14 protein-coding genes are annotated in these 16,537 nt (G+C 46.8%); 3 read left to right on the top strand and 11 right to left on the bottom strand.

What is annotated here, in order from left to right:
* Positions 1-80 precede the first annotated feature (80 nt).
* Positions 81-548, top strand: a complete 468-nt coding sequence (locus ACMXYU_RS01035) for a Spy/CpxP family protein refolding chaperone (RefSeq protein WP_415899802.1) — start codon at positions 81-83, stop codon at positions 546-548.
* Positions 549-582: 34 nt separating this feature from the next.
* Here ACMXYU_RS01035 and ACMXYU_RS01030 read toward each other — a convergent pair whose 3' ends face one another.
* Together ACMXYU_RS01030 and ACMXYU_RS01025 are read right to left on the bottom strand one after the other, a co-directional pair.
* On the bottom strand, positions 583-990 hold the full coding sequence (locus tag ACMXYU_RS01030; RefSeq protein ID WP_415899801.1) for a response regulator: 408 nt from the start codon (positions 988-990) through the stop codon (positions 583-585).
* A 73-nt stretch (positions 991-1,063) separates the two neighbouring features.
* Positions 1,064-1,525, bottom strand: a complete 462-nt coding sequence (locus ACMXYU_RS01025; protein WP_415883132.1) for an Lrp/AsnC family transcriptional regulator — start codon at positions 1,523-1,525, stop codon at positions 1,064-1,066.
* Between the two features lie 383 nt (positions 1,526-1,908).
* Between ACMXYU_RS01025 and putP the strand changes: the two genes are divergently transcribed.
* Both putP and putA read left to right on the top strand, forming a co-directional pair.
* The gene (putP, locus tag ACMXYU_RS01020) at positions 1,909-3,375 is read left to right on the top strand and encodes a sodium/proline symporter PutP (protein ID WP_415899800.1); all 1,467 of its coding nucleotides are present in this window, start codon (positions 1,909-1,911) and stop codon (positions 3,373-3,375) included.
* 224 nt (positions 3,376-3,599) lie between these two features.
* A complete protein-coding gene (putA, locus tag ACMXYU_RS01015) occupies positions 3,600-7,220 on the top strand; it encodes a bifunctional proline dehydrogenase/L-glutamate gamma-semialdehyde dehydrogenase PutA (RefSeq protein WP_415899799.1) in 3,621 nt (1,206 codons plus the stop codon).
* Between the two features lie 126 nt (positions 7,221-7,346).
* Here the strand turns inward: putA and ACMXYU_RS01010 are convergent, their stop codons facing one another.
* The 9 genes from ACMXYU_RS01010 to ftsY all read right to left on the bottom strand — a co-directional run bounded on the left by ACMXYU_RS01010 (position 7,347) and on the right by ftsY (position 16,504).
* Positions 7,347-9,854, bottom strand: coding sequence for an EAL domain-containing protein (locus ACMXYU_RS01010; RefSeq protein WP_415899798.1), 2,508 nt, complete (start codon positions 9,852-9,854; stop codon positions 7,347-7,349).
* Between the two features lie 241 nt (positions 9,855-10,095).
* A complete protein-coding gene (trmB, locus tag ACMXYU_RS01005) occupies positions 10,096-10,827 on the bottom strand; it encodes a tRNA (guanosine(46)-N7)-methyltransferase TrmB (RefSeq protein ID WP_415889909.1) in 732 nt (243 codons plus the stop codon).
* Between the two features lie 93 nt (positions 10,828-10,920).
* The gene (locus ACMXYU_RS01000; RefSeq protein WP_415899797.1) at positions 10,921-11,715 is read right to left on the bottom strand and encodes a thiazole synthase; all 795 of its coding nucleotides are present in this window, start codon (positions 11,713-11,715) and stop codon (positions 10,921-10,923) included.
* 59 nt (positions 11,716-11,774) lie between these two features.
* On the bottom strand, positions 11,775-11,975 hold the full coding sequence (gene thiS / locus ACMXYU_RS00995; RefSeq protein WP_415899796.1) for a sulfur carrier protein ThiS: 201 nt from the start codon (positions 11,973-11,975) through the stop codon (positions 11,775-11,777).
* A 4-nt stretch (positions 11,976-11,979) separates the two neighbouring features.
* Positions 11,980-12,360: a DUF423 domain-containing protein gene (locus ACMXYU_RS00990; protein WP_415899795.1), complete on the bottom strand. Its 381-nt coding sequence runs from the start codon at positions 12,358-12,360 to the stop codon at positions 11,980-11,982.
* A 113-nt stretch (positions 12,361-12,473) separates the two neighbouring features.
* Entirely contained in the window at positions 12,474-13,328 is an 855-nt protein-coding gene (gene rpoH, locus ACMXYU_RS00985; RefSeq protein WP_415883124.1) for an RNA polymerase sigma factor RpoH, read from the bottom strand.
* Between the two features lie 150 nt (positions 13,329-13,478).
* On the bottom strand, positions 13,479-14,510 hold the full coding sequence (gene ftsX, locus ACMXYU_RS00980; RefSeq protein WP_415899794.1) for a permease-like cell division protein FtsX: 1,032 nt from the start codon (positions 14,508-14,510) through the stop codon (positions 13,479-13,481).
* Positions 14,503-15,162 carry a cell division ATP-binding protein FtsE gene (gene ftsE / locus ACMXYU_RS00975; RefSeq protein ID WP_415899793.1) on the bottom strand — a complete coding sequence of 220 codons (660 nt, stop codon included), beginning with the start codon at positions 15,160-15,162 and terminating at the stop codon, positions 14,503-14,505. Before ftsE ends, ftsX begins: the two co-directional genes overlap by 8 nt.
* Positions 15,163-15,181: 19 nt before the next feature.
* Entirely contained in the window at positions 15,182-16,504 is a 1,323-nt protein-coding gene (gene ftsY, locus ACMXYU_RS00970; RefSeq protein ID WP_415899792.1) for a signal recognition particle-docking protein FtsY, read from the bottom strand.
* Between the last annotated feature and the right edge of the window lie 33 nt (positions 16,505-16,537).

Here is a 16,537-nt window from a genome sequence, read left to right as displayed (position 1 = left end):
TTTACACAGCAGAAACCCATCTTTGCGCTTACAAAAGCCACACTTTGTTCCATCAACTAAACAGCCTAGGAGCAAAGAACATGAACCGTAAAATCATGACTGGAATCGCAGCCGCTGTGTTAACTGTTTCTAGTTTAGGCGTTGCACATGCTTACACTAAAGATGACGGCGCTAAGATGGAGAAACGCCTGCAGTATCTTTCTGAAGAACTAGGGTTAACCACCAGCCAACAGGCGGCACTGAAAGAAAATATGCAGCAGAAAAGAGCGGGCATGAAGGATCAACACCAAGCGAAACGAGATATTCGCCAACAACTGATGCAACTAGATCCAACATCCAAAGACTATCAGTTGCAGCTCAACAGCTTAGTGTTAAAAGCGCAGGAGCAAACTAAAGCGATGATTATGGCCAAAGCCAAACATCAGGAAGAACTGTATGAGATTCTGACCCCAGAACAGGAAGCCAAATTCGCACAGTTAAAGAGTGAAGCACCCAAAAAATGGATGAAACATAAATCGGAACATAGAAAAGGTAAGCAGTGCCACTAAGAGTGGAGCAAAAGTTAAGCTGTAATTGACAGTGTTACCCGTCAGCCTTCACTGCAGTAACTCTGTCAATTTTTTCACGTAAAGAGCCAGCGCTGAAAGGCTTAATGATATAGTCAGAAACGCCTTGAGAGATCGCTTGTTTCACCATCGATGTTTCATCCTCAGCCGTTACCATTATGAAAGGTAACTCGTCGGCATCAAACGATTCTCGCACTTTGTTGAGTACTTCAAGTCCCCCCATCCCTGGCATCTCCCAGTCACACAAAATCACGTCGTAGGCGTGAGTTTGAGTCAATTGGCAAGCCTCTTCACCACTGGCCGCTTGGGTAATATCTCGATAACCAAGCTCCCGCAATATAGCTACCAGTAGTGCCCGCATACTACCAATATCATCGACCAGAAGAATCTTCGCTTGTTCGTTAACGGAAACTTGTTCGACCATAGTGAATATCCATTTCAATTCAATACATTACTACTAAATCTAGCAGAGTTTTTTGAATAGAAAAGGGGGGTAATCAAATCAGCTTAGAAGCCACATCCTTCACATCTTCCATCACAACAAAGGTGCTGGTTTGCTTAACAAATGGCAGATTGGAAATCTTTTCACCGAGCACTTCTCTATAGCTTTCGATATCGGACGTACGCACTTTTAACAGGTAATCGAAATTAGCTGCAATCATATGGCACTGTTCAATTTCAGGGATGGCGCGTACCGCTTCATTAAAGGCTTGCAGCGCTTTGGTTTTGGTATCTAGCATCGTCACTTGAACAAAAGCGATATGTTTAGAACCAAGCTTCTTCTGATCGATCAGGGTGGTATAACCCATGATATAACCAAGCTCTTCCAAGCGTTTCATGCGCACTTGGCAAGGTGTTTTCGAAAGGCCAACACGCGAGGCTAATTCCGTAACCGTAATACGTGCATTCTTTTGCAGTTCGCGCAAAATCGCCATATCGAGTTTATCTAAATTTTCCATGACGGCGCTCCAGAAGCTTAAAGTCAAAACGTCCAAAATTGTGGCGAAAATATAGTGAATTCGACTCTCCATAACAAGTTGACTACTCTTTCTTATAGATTAAAAAGAGCTATACAGCGCGTTTATCTAGGCAAAAAACCATCAAATTAGAACAATCATCCGAATAAGCGAACAAATAAAGACCAATTGCCTAGAAAACAGCCAACTTTAGAGCATTTAACCAATGGAATACCGGTAAGCTTTCCGGTCGTTATACCCAAGCTTAACTACTGTCTTTTTCGCAACCAATGAAGGTAGAAAAGTCTGCAGCATAGCTAGCGCAGGAAGGTGTAACAGAGGATGGAACGATAATAAGCATAAACTATGACAAAGAGGTTTCTTAGATGGTAACCCTGACATTTATCCTATATCTGATGCTGATGCTGGCAATTGGTATTGTTGCCTATCGTCGCACTCAGGATCTGTCTGATTACGTGCTTGGTGGACGTAATCTAGGGCCGATCCCAAGTGCGTTGAGTGCAGGCGCATCAGATATGAGTGGCTGGCTGTTGATGGGCCTTCCTGGTTACGCAATGGCGGCTGGTTATGGCTCTTTCTGGTTGGCAGGCGGTCTACTAGTAGGCACTTGGCTAAACTGGCTGTTAGTAGCTCAGCGCCTACGTGTTTACTCACAACGTGCTGATGATGCACTAACACTACCTGCGTTTTTCGAAAAACGTTTTGAAGATCACAGCCACAGCTTACGCGTTATTTCTGCCGTATTTGTATTAGTTTTCTTCCTGTTCTACACCAGTTCTGGTCTAGTAGCCGGTGGTAAGCTATTTGAAACTGTATTCGGTTTTGATTACACCATTGCTGTTCTTGTTGGTGCTGCAGCTGTTATCTCTTACACCCTATTTGGCGGTTTCCTAGCGGTATCTTGGACAGACGTAGTTCAGGGCCTACTAATGGTTGGCGCTTTGATCTTAGTACCGTTGATCGCGATGGGTGAAATCGGTGGTTTGAGCGGCACGCTGGCAGCAGTCGAAGCGAAAAACCCTGAGCTCTTGAATATGTTTACCGATGCGGATGGTAAGAGCATCACGCTAATCGGTACGCTGTCCCTATTGGGCTGGGGTCTAGGTTACTTCGGTCAGCCGCATATTCTTGCGCGTTTCAAAGGCATCAAATCTAAAGAAGCGGTTCCAGCTGCACGTCGTATCGCAGTTATCTGGAGTGCGATCTCTATGGCGGGTGCCTGCCTAATTGGTTTGGCCGCTATCGGCTACCTACCAGACGGTTTGGGTGATAATGAAACTGTATTTATGGTGATGGTAGATGCACTATTCCACCCTGTAATCGCAGGTGTTCTACTGGCCGCTATCCTTGCCGCTGTAATGAGTACAGCCGATTCTCAGCTACTTGTGTCTTCTTCTGCTCTGGCTGAAGATTTCTACAAAGCGCTATTTAACAAAGATGCGACCCAAGAACAGTTGGTTCGCGTTGGTCGTATTGCGGTAATCGTTATCGCGCTGATCGCAACGTTCCTAGCGATGGATAAAGACTCTAAAGTTCTAGAGCTTGTATCTTATGCATGGGCTGGTTTCGGTGCAGCCTTTGGCCCAGCGCTAATCATGTCTCTGTACTGGAAGCAGATGACCAAAGGCGGTGCGCTTGCGGGCATCATCACTGGTGGTGTGACTGTGGTTGTGTGGAAGCAGCTATCTGGCGGTTGGTTTGATCTATACGAGATCATCCCAGGTATTATCTTTGCCTTCATCGCCATTATCGCGGTATCCAAAGTGACTCCAGCGCCATCAAAAGCTATCCAGCAACGCTTTGACGATGTAGAAGCAGAAATCAAAAGCTAACGAATAGAAAATAGATTTTTAAAAGCCCTAACTGCTTTGCAGTTGGGGCTTTCTTACACCCATCACAAAAAAGAACAAAAGCTCACAAAACAAACAAAATCCCACCAAGACACCCACTTAAAGCACAAAATAAAGAGAAATAAACCTCCACAACCACTTTTATAGATAAATCGACTATTTGAGCGCTTGTAAAATAACCCGATAGATTTAAGAGGTGGAAGATTATGAGCATCACAATCGAACAATGCCGTACAGCTATTCGTAATAACTATCTGGCAGACGAAGCAGCCGTTATCAACGGTTTGATTAATAACTCAGGTTTAAGCGAAACAGAGCGCAGCGCTATTTCAGCCAATGCTGCAGATCTGGTACGCAAAGTTCGATCTGAAAGCTCCCCTTCCATGATGGAAAAATTCCTTGCCGAATACGGCCTGACCACCAAAGAGGGTGTCGCGCTAATGTGTTTGGCAGAAGCACTGCTTCGTGTGCCAGACAGTCTGACTATCGACGCTCTGATCGAAGATAAAGTGGTGTCCGGTAACTGGAAAGGCCATTTAGGCCAATCCGCATCGTCATTAGTAAACAGCTCAACGTGGGCGCTACTCATCACGGGTAAGCTACTTAAAGAAGATGAAAAGAAGAGCATCGGCTCCACAGTCAAAGGCATGATCAAACGCCTTGGGGAACCGGTTGTGCGTACCGCCGTTGCCCAAGCGATGAAAGAGCTAGGCCGCCAGTTTGTACTTGGTCGCGACATCAACGAAGCCACCAAACGTGCAACAAAACTTGAGAAACAAGGCTATAGCTACTCCTACGATATGCTTGGTGAGGCTGCCCGAACTGATGCCGATGCAATCCGTTACCACCAAGCCTACTCACAAGCGATCAGTGAACTGACATCTGCTTGTGAAAGCAAAGATATCCGTCTTAACCCAGGTATTTCTGTAAAACTATCTGCTCTTCATGCCCGCTATGAAGTTGGCCAAAAAGCCCGTGTTATGCAGGAATTAGTAGAGCGTACCCTGACGCTAGCTTTGCAGGCGAAAGATGCCAATATGGGCTTCAATATTGATGCCGAAGAAGCTGATCGTCTCGACCTTTCACTTGATGTGATCGAAGCAGTTCTGGCAGATGAGCGCCTAGCAGGCTGGGATGGATTCGGTATTGTGGTACAAGCTTTTGGCCCTCGTGCCGCGCTTGTTCTGGACTGGCTGTATGCAACCGCTGAGCGTCTTGATCGTCGTATCATGGTGCGCTTAGTTAAAGGTGCTTACTGGGATGCAGAGATCAAACGCGCGCAAGTGCTAGGCCTAGATGGCTTCCCTGTATTTACCCGTAAAGTAAATTCCGACCTGTCTTACATGTGCTGTGCAGAAAAGTTGATGCAGATGACAGATCGCATCTATCCACAGTTCGCTACGCATAACGCCCATTCCGCTGCTGCGATTCTGTTCATGGCAAAAAAACATGATGTGGATAACTTTGAATTTCAGCGTCTACACGGCATGGGTGAATCACTGCACGATACAGTGTTGAAAGCAAACAATACTCGCTGCCGTATCTATGCACCTGTAGGTGCACACCGCGATCTGCTGGCTTACCTTGTTCGTCGTTTGCTAGAGAACGGCGCAAACAGCTCCTTTGTAAACCAGATTGTCGATAAGCGTATTACGCCTGAAGAGATCGCAACCGATCCATTTACCCAAGTATTGGAAAGCCATAACGCAATCAGCAACAACATGATTGCTAAACCTACCATGATTTTTGGTGACAAGCGTCTAAACGCCAAAGGCTGGGATATCACTGACCAAGTGACCTTAGAGCACCTAGAACCGGCTCGTGAGGCCTTCCAGAACACGCAATGGCACGCGAAGCCAATGATTGCAGGCGATGCAAGCAGCTCTGAAACGACTGAAATTCGTAACCCTGCCAACCCAGAAGATCTTGTAGGTCTAGTTACTGAAGCGAACGCTGAAGATATTGAAAGTGCGATCGTATCTGCAGAGCTAGGCTTCCAGCGTTGGTCAAAAACTGACGCTAGCGAGCGCGCCGCTTGCCTTCGCCGTGTAGCTGATCTATTTGAAGCCAATGCGCCTGAGCTGTTTGCTCTGGCGAGCCGTGAAGCGGGTAAAACACTACTTGATGCGGTAGGTGAGATTCGAGAAGCGGTCGACTTTGCCCGTTACTATGCAAATGAAGCGGAGAAACACGCAAACAGTGAAGCACGCGGCGTGATCACCTGTATCTCCCCGTGGAACTTCCCTTTAGCTATTTTTGCCGGTCAGGTTTTAGCAGGCATTGCATCAGGCAATAGCGTCATCGCTAAGCCTGCCGACCAAACACCTCTAATGGCTGCCCGCGCTGTTGCCTTGATGCATGAAGCCGGTATCCCAGAAGACGTTATCCAACTATTACCGGGCTCGGGCATCAATGTCGGCGCACCGCTGACCTCTGATCCACGCATCGCTGCAGTGTGCTTTACAGGTTCGACCTTAACTGCCCAGCGCATCAACAAAGTGATGGCGGAAAGCATGGCTCCGGATGCACCTCTAGTGGCTGAAACCGGTGGTATGAACGCGATGATCGTTGATTCCACAGCTCTTCCAGAACAGGTTGTACGCGATGTTCTGATGTCCTCATTCCAGAGCGCAGGTCAGCGCTGCTCTGCTTTACGAGTGCTTTATGTACAGGAAGATATTGCTGATAACCTACTAGAGATGCTGTTTGGCGCCATGGATGAACTACGCCTTGGCAACCCTTGGCTTCTAAGTACCGATGTGGGTCCAGTTATCGATGGTAACGCTAAAGCTAAGATTGATGAGCACTGCGCAAAATTTGCCGCAAAAGGCCAGATGCTTAAGAAACTCCATGCTCCAACAGACGGTACTTTTGTCGCGCCAGCAGTGCTGAAAGTTAATGGTATTGAAGAGATTGATGAAGAGATCTTCGGTCCTGTTCTACATGTCGCAACGTTTGCAGCAAAAGATCTAGATCAGGTAGTCGAATCGATCAACAGCAAAGGCTACGGTCTAACCTTTGGCCTACACACCCGTGTGGATAACCGTGTAGAGCGCATTATCAACCAAGTTAAAGTAGGCAACATTTACGTAAACCGTAACCAGATTGGTGCCATTGTCGGCTCTCAACCATTCGGCGGTGAAGGCCTATCAGGTACTGGCCCTAAAGCGGGTGGTCCACACTACGTTAAACGTTTCACTCGCTCAAATATTAGCAATAGCACAGAAGCACCAGCAGGCCAGGCAATTAACTCTGAAACACTGCACAAGATGATTCAACAACTGGGTCAAGCAGCCGCTAGTGAAGCGAAGGTTTCTGAGGAACAACTTGCTAACGTCTTTGCTGAACAGGCCTTTAAACTGCAAGGTCATTGTTCTGAAACTACAGAGATGCCAGGGCCAACAGGGGAGTTAAACCTTCTGTCCGAAACTGGGCGCGGTATTGTCCTTTGTCTAGGTCCCGATGCAGAAAGCGCTAAGAATCAGGCTGCAACGGCGCTCATGCAGGGCAATGCGGTAGTCATTATTGCTCAAGGTATCGCTGATCTGCTGAAACAGTGCACTGAGGCTGAACTGCCTGTGCAAGGTATGGTGGGGCAGTTATCGGCGGATGCCATGACTGACACTGATGGATTCGCTGCGATCTGCTGCAATGCCAGCACTGAAGCCCTAAAAGAGATTCGTCAGGCGCTCGCCGCTCGCGAAGGCGCGTTGCTGCCACTGATTACAGAACTGGATCAACCAGAACGTTTCGTCATGGAACGTCATCTGTGCATTGATACTACAGCTGCTGGCGGTAATGCCAGCCTAATCGCTACAGCCGGCTAAGACCGGCTTGAGCAAGTACCTTTCCACTTACTTCGATTTTTGATTCATGGGCAAAACTCGAAGACCTTTACCCCGGGGCTACCGCCATTCAGCCCCGGGGCCTTTTCATTCTAAATGAATAAATTCCTAAGCTTGGCTTCGATACCAATCGACAAATGTATCAGCGGGCATCGGCCTTGAGATGAGGTAACCCTGGATCTGGTTACAATTGAGCTCTCGCAGCAAACCAAACTGGGTCTCCGTCTCGATCCCTTCTGCAACCACTTCAAGTCCAATGGCCTGACTCATATCGATAATAGATGCCACTATGCTTAAATCGACCTCTGAGTCCTCAATATTAACCAAGAAACTACGATCTATTTTCAACACATCCAAAGACATATTACGGATATAGCTGAGACTGGAATAACCCGTACCAAAGTCATCAATAGCAATACGTACGCCTGCAGTTCTCAATATATTGATAGCTACGCGAGTCTCTTCTAAGCAATGCAAGAAACTGGTTTCCGTCAGCTCTACCGATAACAATCTAGATGGCAACTGGAACTCTTCTAGAACCTCTAAAATCTCTTCGGCTATATCTCGGCGCTGCATCTGCTTAGCAGACACATTGATTGCGACAGGAACCTCGTACCCCAGCTTCCACCAGCTAGAGCACTGACGAACCGCCTCTCTCAAAACGAAATAGCCGATTTGATCGATAACGCCTAAATCCTCAGCAAGTGGAATAAATTCATCAGGGGGAATAAAGCCTTGTTCAGGGTGATTCCAGCGAATTAACGCTTCGACACCAACGAGTTGGCGATCTGATGCTGTTACTTTGGGCTGGTAATACAGTTCAAACTGTTCTGCTTCGATAGCTCGGTGCAGATCATTTGCCATGCGATAACGTGATTTCACCAACTGGTGCTGTTCAGAGGAGAAGAATCGATAGCTATTGCGACCAAAATCTTTCGCCTGTTTAACGGCCACTTCGGCACACTGAAACAGATCTTCTGGTTCCGTTGCATCCGTAGGGAAGAAACTCACCCCGACGCTGACAGTCAGATTGATCTCCGTACCAGATACTAATATGGGCTGATTGATCGTAGATAGAAGACGATTTAAAAACTCGCTGACCGCTGTATTATCATCAACATCAGTGAGGATCATATTAAAGGAGTCACCACCAAAGCGGGCAACCGTATCGCCCTCCTCCAGAATAGACTCGACTCTACGGCCTACTTCACGCAATACCTGATCGCCTGCCTCAAGGCCGAAGCGATCGTTTACCCTCTGAAAGAAATCTAAATCTAAAAAGGCTAAAGCAACTTGATGGTTGTGCTCTTGAGCATAGCCAAGCGATAAGTTCAGACGATCATTAAACAACTTACGATTAGGAAGGCGAGTAAGCTCATCAAAATAAGCCAAGCGCTTAATACGGGCTTCTGATTTCTTAATTTCTGTCAGATCGGAAAAAATAGACGCATATTGGCAAATTTCTCCCGCATCATTTTCCACCGCAGTGATAGTAAGCCACTCTGGATAAACTGTACCGTTTTTACGTTTATTCCAGATTTCACCCTGCCACTGTCCGTCACTCTGTAACGAAGCCCACATATCTTGATAGAAGGTTTTATCATGGCGACCCGAGCTTAAAATATTGGTATTTTTGCCCAGAACCTCCCACTCTTCATACCCTGTAATTTCCGTGAAGGCTGGGTTTACCCGCTGGATTTTTGCTTCCAGATCGGTCACTACAATCGCTTCCATAGAAGCGTTCATGACCTTATCTGCCAACTTGAGATTGTGTTGGGATAAAGCTAATGCCTGATCGCGCTCATTCAATAACTCTTTTAAGCGATAGACATAATCCATCTCAACATTGCGCAGAATGTCGCTATAAGAGATTAAACCAATAATCTCACCATCATGACGCTTAACACCGAGGTGATGAAAACTATGCTGACGAAATACTTTGCGGGCATTGTAGAGACTGAGGTCAGCTTCAACTGATACCAAATTGGCGGAAGCAAAATCTTTAAGCGGCAGATCCAAGTCACCCTCGGCCATACTCACCATCAAATCATTTTCGGTAAGAATGCCAACTATATCCTGACCATTACAGATTAAAGCAGCGCTATGACCTGTAGTTTCCAAACGCTCTACTGCTAAACGAACCGTCTCATGTTCAGGAATGATCAACGCATCTTTACTGATAATCTCAGAAACTGATCTTAAAAATAGATCATGCTCCACTCCCTGACTATTAACCACATCCGTCTCGGAAAGCATGCCGAAGATATCGTGGCTTTCATCTACAACCACTAAATGCCGAAAACCTTCTGCAATAAAACGTAAACCCGCTTCATCGATAGTAGCGGTCGTAGATACCGTACTCACAGGGGAAGACATGCAGGTAGAGACAGCAATCTGTTCTAAATCCTGCCCTGACACTGTGATCCGCATAATATCCCTGCGAGTAACAATGCCAACCGGCCGGTTTCCTTCGCAAATAACAACACAGCCGATGCAATGTTTAGCCATTAAACCTACGGCAGTAGATACCTTAGTATCTTCAGAACACACGACTAACTGTTGCTGCGCAACTTGACGCACCAAAAGGTGTTTCTGGGGATATGGCATGCTGGTCATTACGAACTTACTAACTCTACTTCATTTCAGATGAGCAATATTACTGAATAAAATTCGAACAATAAAACCACACAATTGATAAGGCTCTATGATATTGACCCGAGTCAAATAAACAGAAAAAACTCGAAGTAGAGCCTAAGGTTGGCCCCAGCATAAATGAGCATTTAGAGAGGCTAAAGCAGAGGGAGTTAAACAGGGAGGAAAGAGCATCCTCCCCGGGAAGCTAACAAATTCAGTCTAATCAGCTAAGCTTTTCAAACATAAGATCCCAAACACCATGACCTAAACGTTCGCCACGCTTTTGAAATTTAGTGACTGGACGCCACTTCGGCTGCGGCGAATATTCACCTTCACCAGCAACGTTTTGATAGCCCTCAGCGGCGCTCATAACTTCCATCATGTGCTCAGCATAATTTTCCCAATCGGTCGCCATGTGGAATACACCACCAACTTTCAATTTCTTGCGTAACGTCTGCGCAAATTCAGGCTGAACGATACGGCGCTTGTGGTGACGCTTTTTGTGCCATGGATCAGGGAAGAACAACTGAATGCAATCAAGGCTGCCATCTGGAATACACTGCGCCAATACTTCGATTGCATCATCACAGAATACGCGAATATTGCTTAAGCCTTCACGCTCTGCATTGCTTAAGATACGGCCTACACCTGGGCGATGTACTTCAATACCAATGTAGTTTTTCTCTGGCTGATCTTTTGCCATCTCAACCAGTGAGTCGCCCATACCAAAGCCGATCTCAAGTACAACCGGGGCATCGCGATTAAACACCTCAGTTAGATCTAACATCCCCTGTTTCAGCTCCAGACCCATTTGCGGCCATACATCTTCCATCGCTTTCTGCTGACCTTCGGTCATACGCCCAGCACGTAAGACAAAGCTTTTTACAGTACGCATATGCTTCTCTTCAGAAGCCTGCTCAGGGTTTTGCTGCTCGATGTTATTTTCTTCTGTCATCATCTGACCTAACTAAGTAAAACAAAACAGCCTGACATTGGGACGCCAGGCTGTATCGGAAAGTGTAGCCAAACCACCGTTAATTAGCGGCGATTATTTACCAACAATGGTTCCTTCCATTGGCGAAGAAGCACTCGCGTATTTCTTACGTGGCATACGGCCCGCCAAGAATGCTTCACGTCCAGCTTCAACCGCTTTACGCATAGCTGAAGCCATTAAAATAGGGTTTTGAGCACCGGCAATAGCCGAGTTCATCAATACCGCTTCACAACCCATTTCCATCGCTACCGCGGCTTCTGACGCAGTACCTACACCAGCATCAACCAATACCGGTACTTTGCAGTCTTCCATAATAACATTGATGTTATGTGGGTTAAGAATGCCCAAACCAGAACCGATCATAGAACCTAGTGGCATTATAGATACACAGCCTAGGTCTTCTAACTCTTTCGCTACGATTGGGTCATCACTGGTGTAAACCATTACTTTGAAACCATCACGTACCAGCACATCTGCGGCTTTGATTGTTTCAACAACATTTGGATATAAAGTTTTCTGGTCGCCCAGTACTTCTAGCTTAACCAGATCATGACCATCCATCAGCTCACGTGCTAGCTTACAGGTACGGATCGCATCATCAGCATTAAAACAGCCTGCCGTGTTCGGAAGAATTGTGTATTTATCTGGAGAGATCACATCCAACAGATTTGGCTCATCTGGATTCTGACCAATATTAGTACGACGTACAGCCACGGTTACGATTTCAGCACCACTTGCTTCAATCGCCAAACGGGTTTCTTCCAGATCTTTATATTTACCTGTTCCGATTAGCAGACGAGAGTTAAAAGATTGGCCTGCGATTACTAGCGGATCATTTTCTAGGGACATGGTGTAATTCCAAATGCTCGTTATTATTTACTCTGGCTGTACTGCATCAAATGCTGAAATTAACCGCCACCAATGGCATGAACAATTTCAACACGATCTGATTCTTTTAAAACCGTCTCAGCATGCTGGCTGCGCGGAATAATTTCAAGATTAAGCTCAATCGCGATACGCTTTTCGCCTAACTCTAACTGCTCAACCAAACCTGTCAGGGTGATACCATCCTGCAACTGCAGCATCTCACCATTTACCTGAACCTGCATTGATCTATCTCCTACCTGAAGTCAGCGCTGCATACCCCAGCAACGCCCACCCGCAAAGGAACGCAACTCCACCTAGCGGTGTAACCATACCTAATGACCGCATCCCAGTTAACGCCATTAAGTACAAGCTGCCTGAAAACAACAGAATTCCAATCACAAATCCAATCGCCGCACGCTTAATCACTTTCATATCTAAACGCTCTGAAGCGAATGCCAAAACCAGCAACGCCAGCGCGTGATAAAAGTGATATTCCACACCGGTCTGGTACACAACATAGAGGGAAGGCTCGATCGAACCTTTAACTGCATGCGCACCAAATGCGCCTATAGCCACGGCTAAAAAGCCGAAAATGGACGCAATAAAAAGCAGTGGATGTGTATTCATGATGAACTCTGTTAAAACGAGTTCGGATTATACCGAATTTGCTACGGCCTTGCCGAATACTGCAGGCATAAAAAAACCGCTTAAAAGCGGCTTTTTTTACTCCAGAAAACGAATTACGCTTCCATGGAGACTCGAATCTTCTTCATCGCATTCTTTTCTAACTGACGAATACGCTCAGCGGATACTTCGTACTCTGCTGCTAGCTCGTGCAAGGTAGCTTTATCATCGGTTAACCAACGGCGCGCCAAGATATCTTTACTACGCTCGTCCAACTCAGACATCGCCGACATTAAACGACGCTGTGCATCCTGTTCCCAGTTCGCATCTTCCACCTGTAAAGATGGATCTGCACTTTTATCTTCTAGGTAGTGAGCAGGCGCCCAAGCAGCTTGCTCGTCATCTGCACCTTCCGGCGCATCAAACGCAGTATCAACAGAGGCCATACGACCTTCCATCTGACGTACTGTCTTAGCTTCTACACCTAGATCTTCTGCGATTAGATCAACCTCATCGTTGGTCATCCAACCAAGGCCTTTCTTCTTCGAACGCAGATTGAAGAACAACTTGCGCTGCGCTTTGGTCGTTGCAACTTTCACAATACGCCAGTTACGCAGAATAAATTCATGCATCTCAGCTTTTACCCAGTGCACGGCGAAAGAAACCAGACGTACACCCATCGTTGGGTCAAAGCGTTTAACAGCCTTCATCAGGCCAACGTTACCTTCCTGAATTAGATCGCCTAGAGGCAGACCATAACCAGAATACGTTTTAGCAACATGTACAACAAAACGAAGGTGAGACATAACCATCTGACGTGCAGCTTCTACGTCACCATCAAAGTGTAGGCGCTCAGCCAGAGAACGTTCCTCTTCAACGCTCAGCACAGGAATCGCCGTAACAGTCTGTACGTACGCATCCAGGTTCTGACCAGGAGAAAGGTTTTCAACAACTTGTAAGCTTGTGCCCATTAATGACCTCATATCATTCTGCTTTACACACCGCAGATATGACTTGTTTATAGTACAAAAGTTCCAACAAAATTCCGCTTCCTAAAAAGCGGGACCGAAAAATATAACGAGGAATAAGATAAAACGCAAATATGACGTTTAAATGACAGATTATTGCGGTTCAATGTCGCGAAGGTGACGGCTTACCGCGAGTTTAGCACCGACTAAACCAAGCAAGATTCCAGACGACAACAGAATTAGGCTATCTGAAAAACCTAAGCCCTGAAGCTCAAAATCACTTTGGTAAAGTGCTGCTAGCTGCCCAACAGGCTCATTCAGAAGTAGTAGACTGATCATTACAAACAACCATGCTAAGGCAGCCCCTAATAGACCAAACCAGAAACCAGTATAAATAAAGGGACGCTTAACCCAAGAGTCGGTCGCACCGACTAATTTTGCGACCTGAATTTCATCTTTGCGGTTTTCTATCGACAGGCGGATCGTGTTACCCACCACCAGCAAGACAGACAAGGCCAACAAAGCACCCAGAACCAGAACAACGCGGTTGGCGAGTTCAACAAACGAGGCTAAACGCTCAACCCAAACCATATCTAACACCACATCATCGACTTCAGGCATTTCCGATAAAGTCTGTTGCAGCTTTATTAGCGCTTGTTTCTGATTGTCTATGGGCTGTACCACAACAACCGCAGGCAGCGGATTGCTATCTAGAAAGCTTAAGATGTCAGCAAACTCCGACATCCGCTGAAACTCCAGCAAACCCTGCTCTTTAGTCACCAACTCGACAGCAGCTAGATCTGATCGCAGCAGCATGTTTTGGCTAAAGCGTTCGGCAGCCTCATCAGCAACCGAAGTTTTCAGATAGATAGAGATGCGCGGATCACCCTGCCACTGGCCGCTCAGATGATTAATATTCTTCAAACCAACGAACATAACGCCGGGCAACGCTAAGGCGATCGCCAATACCGCTAACGTCATTAAGCTCGGTAGAGGTGTCGCTTTTAAGCGCTTCAGCGAATCTTGCGCCGTCTTTTTATTATGACGTAGCCAGCTTTTTGCCTGAGCAACAAAGTCGATCTTATGACGAGCAGCACCTTTGGCTTGAGCAGGCGCCGGAGCTGCAGCTTCTACAGGCCGTTCTTGTCGAACTGCACCACGTCTTTTTGGTTCTCGATTAGCCATCGCGCAGCAACCTCCCCTGATCCAAAATCAAGGTGCGGTGACCCATGCGCGAGATCAAAGCCAAATCATGACTGGCGATCAAAACAGTCGTGCCATGGCGGTTAAACTCCATAAACAGACTCATAATCTCGGCAGATAACGTCGGGTCAAGGTTACCGGTCGGCTCATCGGCCAGCAGCAATTGCGGTTTGTGAACGATCGCACGGGCGATACCTATGCGCTGCTGTTCACCGGTAGATAAGGCAATCGGATTAAACTTCTCTTTATGTAGCAAGCCAACCTTATCCAAGGCAGCTCTTACACGCCGCCCCGTATCTTCCTCATCGTAACCGGAGATATGTAGTGGCAACGCGACATTTTCAAATACAGTGCGATCAAAGAGAAGCTGATGGTTCTGGAATACCACACCAATACGGCGGCGGTGGTAGGGAATATCTTCGCGGCTAAACTGTGCCAAGTCCTGTTGAGCAATAGAAACGCTGCCTCGCGTAGGGCGCTCCATCAACATGATCAGTTTGAGTAACGTACTTTTACCCGCGCCCGAATGACCGGTTAGAAACGCCATCTCGCCTCGTTGCAGCGTAAAGTTTACGTCTCTAAGCGCATCGTGCCCTTCGGGGTAACGTTTGCTTACATTCTCAAACTGAATCATGCGGAATTCCTTTCACGACTTAATCAAATAGCGCGTCTACAAATTCCTGAGATTTGAATGGACGAAGATCATCAATCTGCTCGCCAACACCAATAAAGCGGATCGGTAGGTCCATCTGTTTAGCGATAGCGAATATCACGCCACCTTTGGCAGTACCATCCAGCTTAGTTAGGGAGATGCCTGTCACGCCAACACTGTCTTTAAAGATCTTCGCTTGGCTCAAAGCATTTTGACCAGTACCGGCATCAAGAACCAACATCACTTCATGCGGCGCTTCTGGAGAGAGTTTCTGCGTTACACGGACAACTTTTTCCAGCTCTTGCATTAGGTTGTCTTTATTCTGCAGACGACCTGCTGTATCAGCGATCAATACATCAACGCCTTTAGCCTGAGCTGATTGCACCGCATCGTAAATAACAGATGCAGAATCAGCACCGGTGTGCTGTGCCACAACAGGAACATCGTTGCGCTCACCCCATACCTGCAACTGCTCAACAGCCGCCGCACGGAACGTATCACCTGCAGCTAACATCACTGACTTACCTTCGCTCTGGAAGCGTTTCGCCAACTTACCAATCGTAGTTGTTTTACCTACGCCGTTTACCCCTACCATCAGGATAACGTAAGGCTTGTTATTACATTCTACTTTTAACGGCTCTTCAGAGCGGTGTAGCAGGCTCGCAAGTTCCTCTTTAAGCGCCTCTTGTAATGCTTGCGCATCGCCTAGCTGTTTACGTTCTACCTTATCGGTTAGACGCTGGATAATGTCAGATGTCGCTTCAACACCAACATCAGCCATCAATAGAAGGGTTTCGATCTCTTCTAACAGATCATCATCGATCTCTTTCGCACCAAGGAAAAGGTTACCCAACTGCTCCGTTAGGTTCGCCTTGGTCTTGCTCAAACCAGATTTAATACGTGAGAAGAAACCTTTTTTCTCTTGTTTCTCTTCAACAGGCTTTTCTACAGGCGCTGGAACTGGTGCTTCCACTTCTGGCTCGACCTGAGGTTCGTCAGCCACTTCAGCTACAGGCTCTGCTGCTGGCGCTTCTTCCGCAGGTTGTAATTCTTGTGCAGGCTCAACGGCTTCTGAAGATTCAACCACAGTTTCAACGGCTGCTTCTCCAACTGGCTGCTCAACTGGAGCCTCTTCCTGAACTTCTTCTTTAACAGCTACAGGCGCTGATTCTTGAGCGGCCGCGGCAGGTTCAGCAACAGGCTGCTCAGGCGCAGGCGCTGCGGCCTCAACTTCAACCTTCTCAACATCCTGTTCTTGAGTCTGCAGATTCTTTTCTTCTTCCGCAGGCTTACCACCGAACATGGATTTCAATTTCTTAAACATTTAACTTCCTCATACAGCCGCCAAATGATTCGG

This window comes from Neptuniibacter sp. QD48_11, assembly GCF_047778095.1.
Lineage (GTDB): Bacteria > Pseudomonadota > Gammaproteobacteria > Pseudomonadales > Balneatricaceae > Neptuniibacter.
The sequence above is the reverse complement of the archived record's forward strand: the minus strand, read 5'-3'. Positions and strand labels throughout refer to the sequence as shown.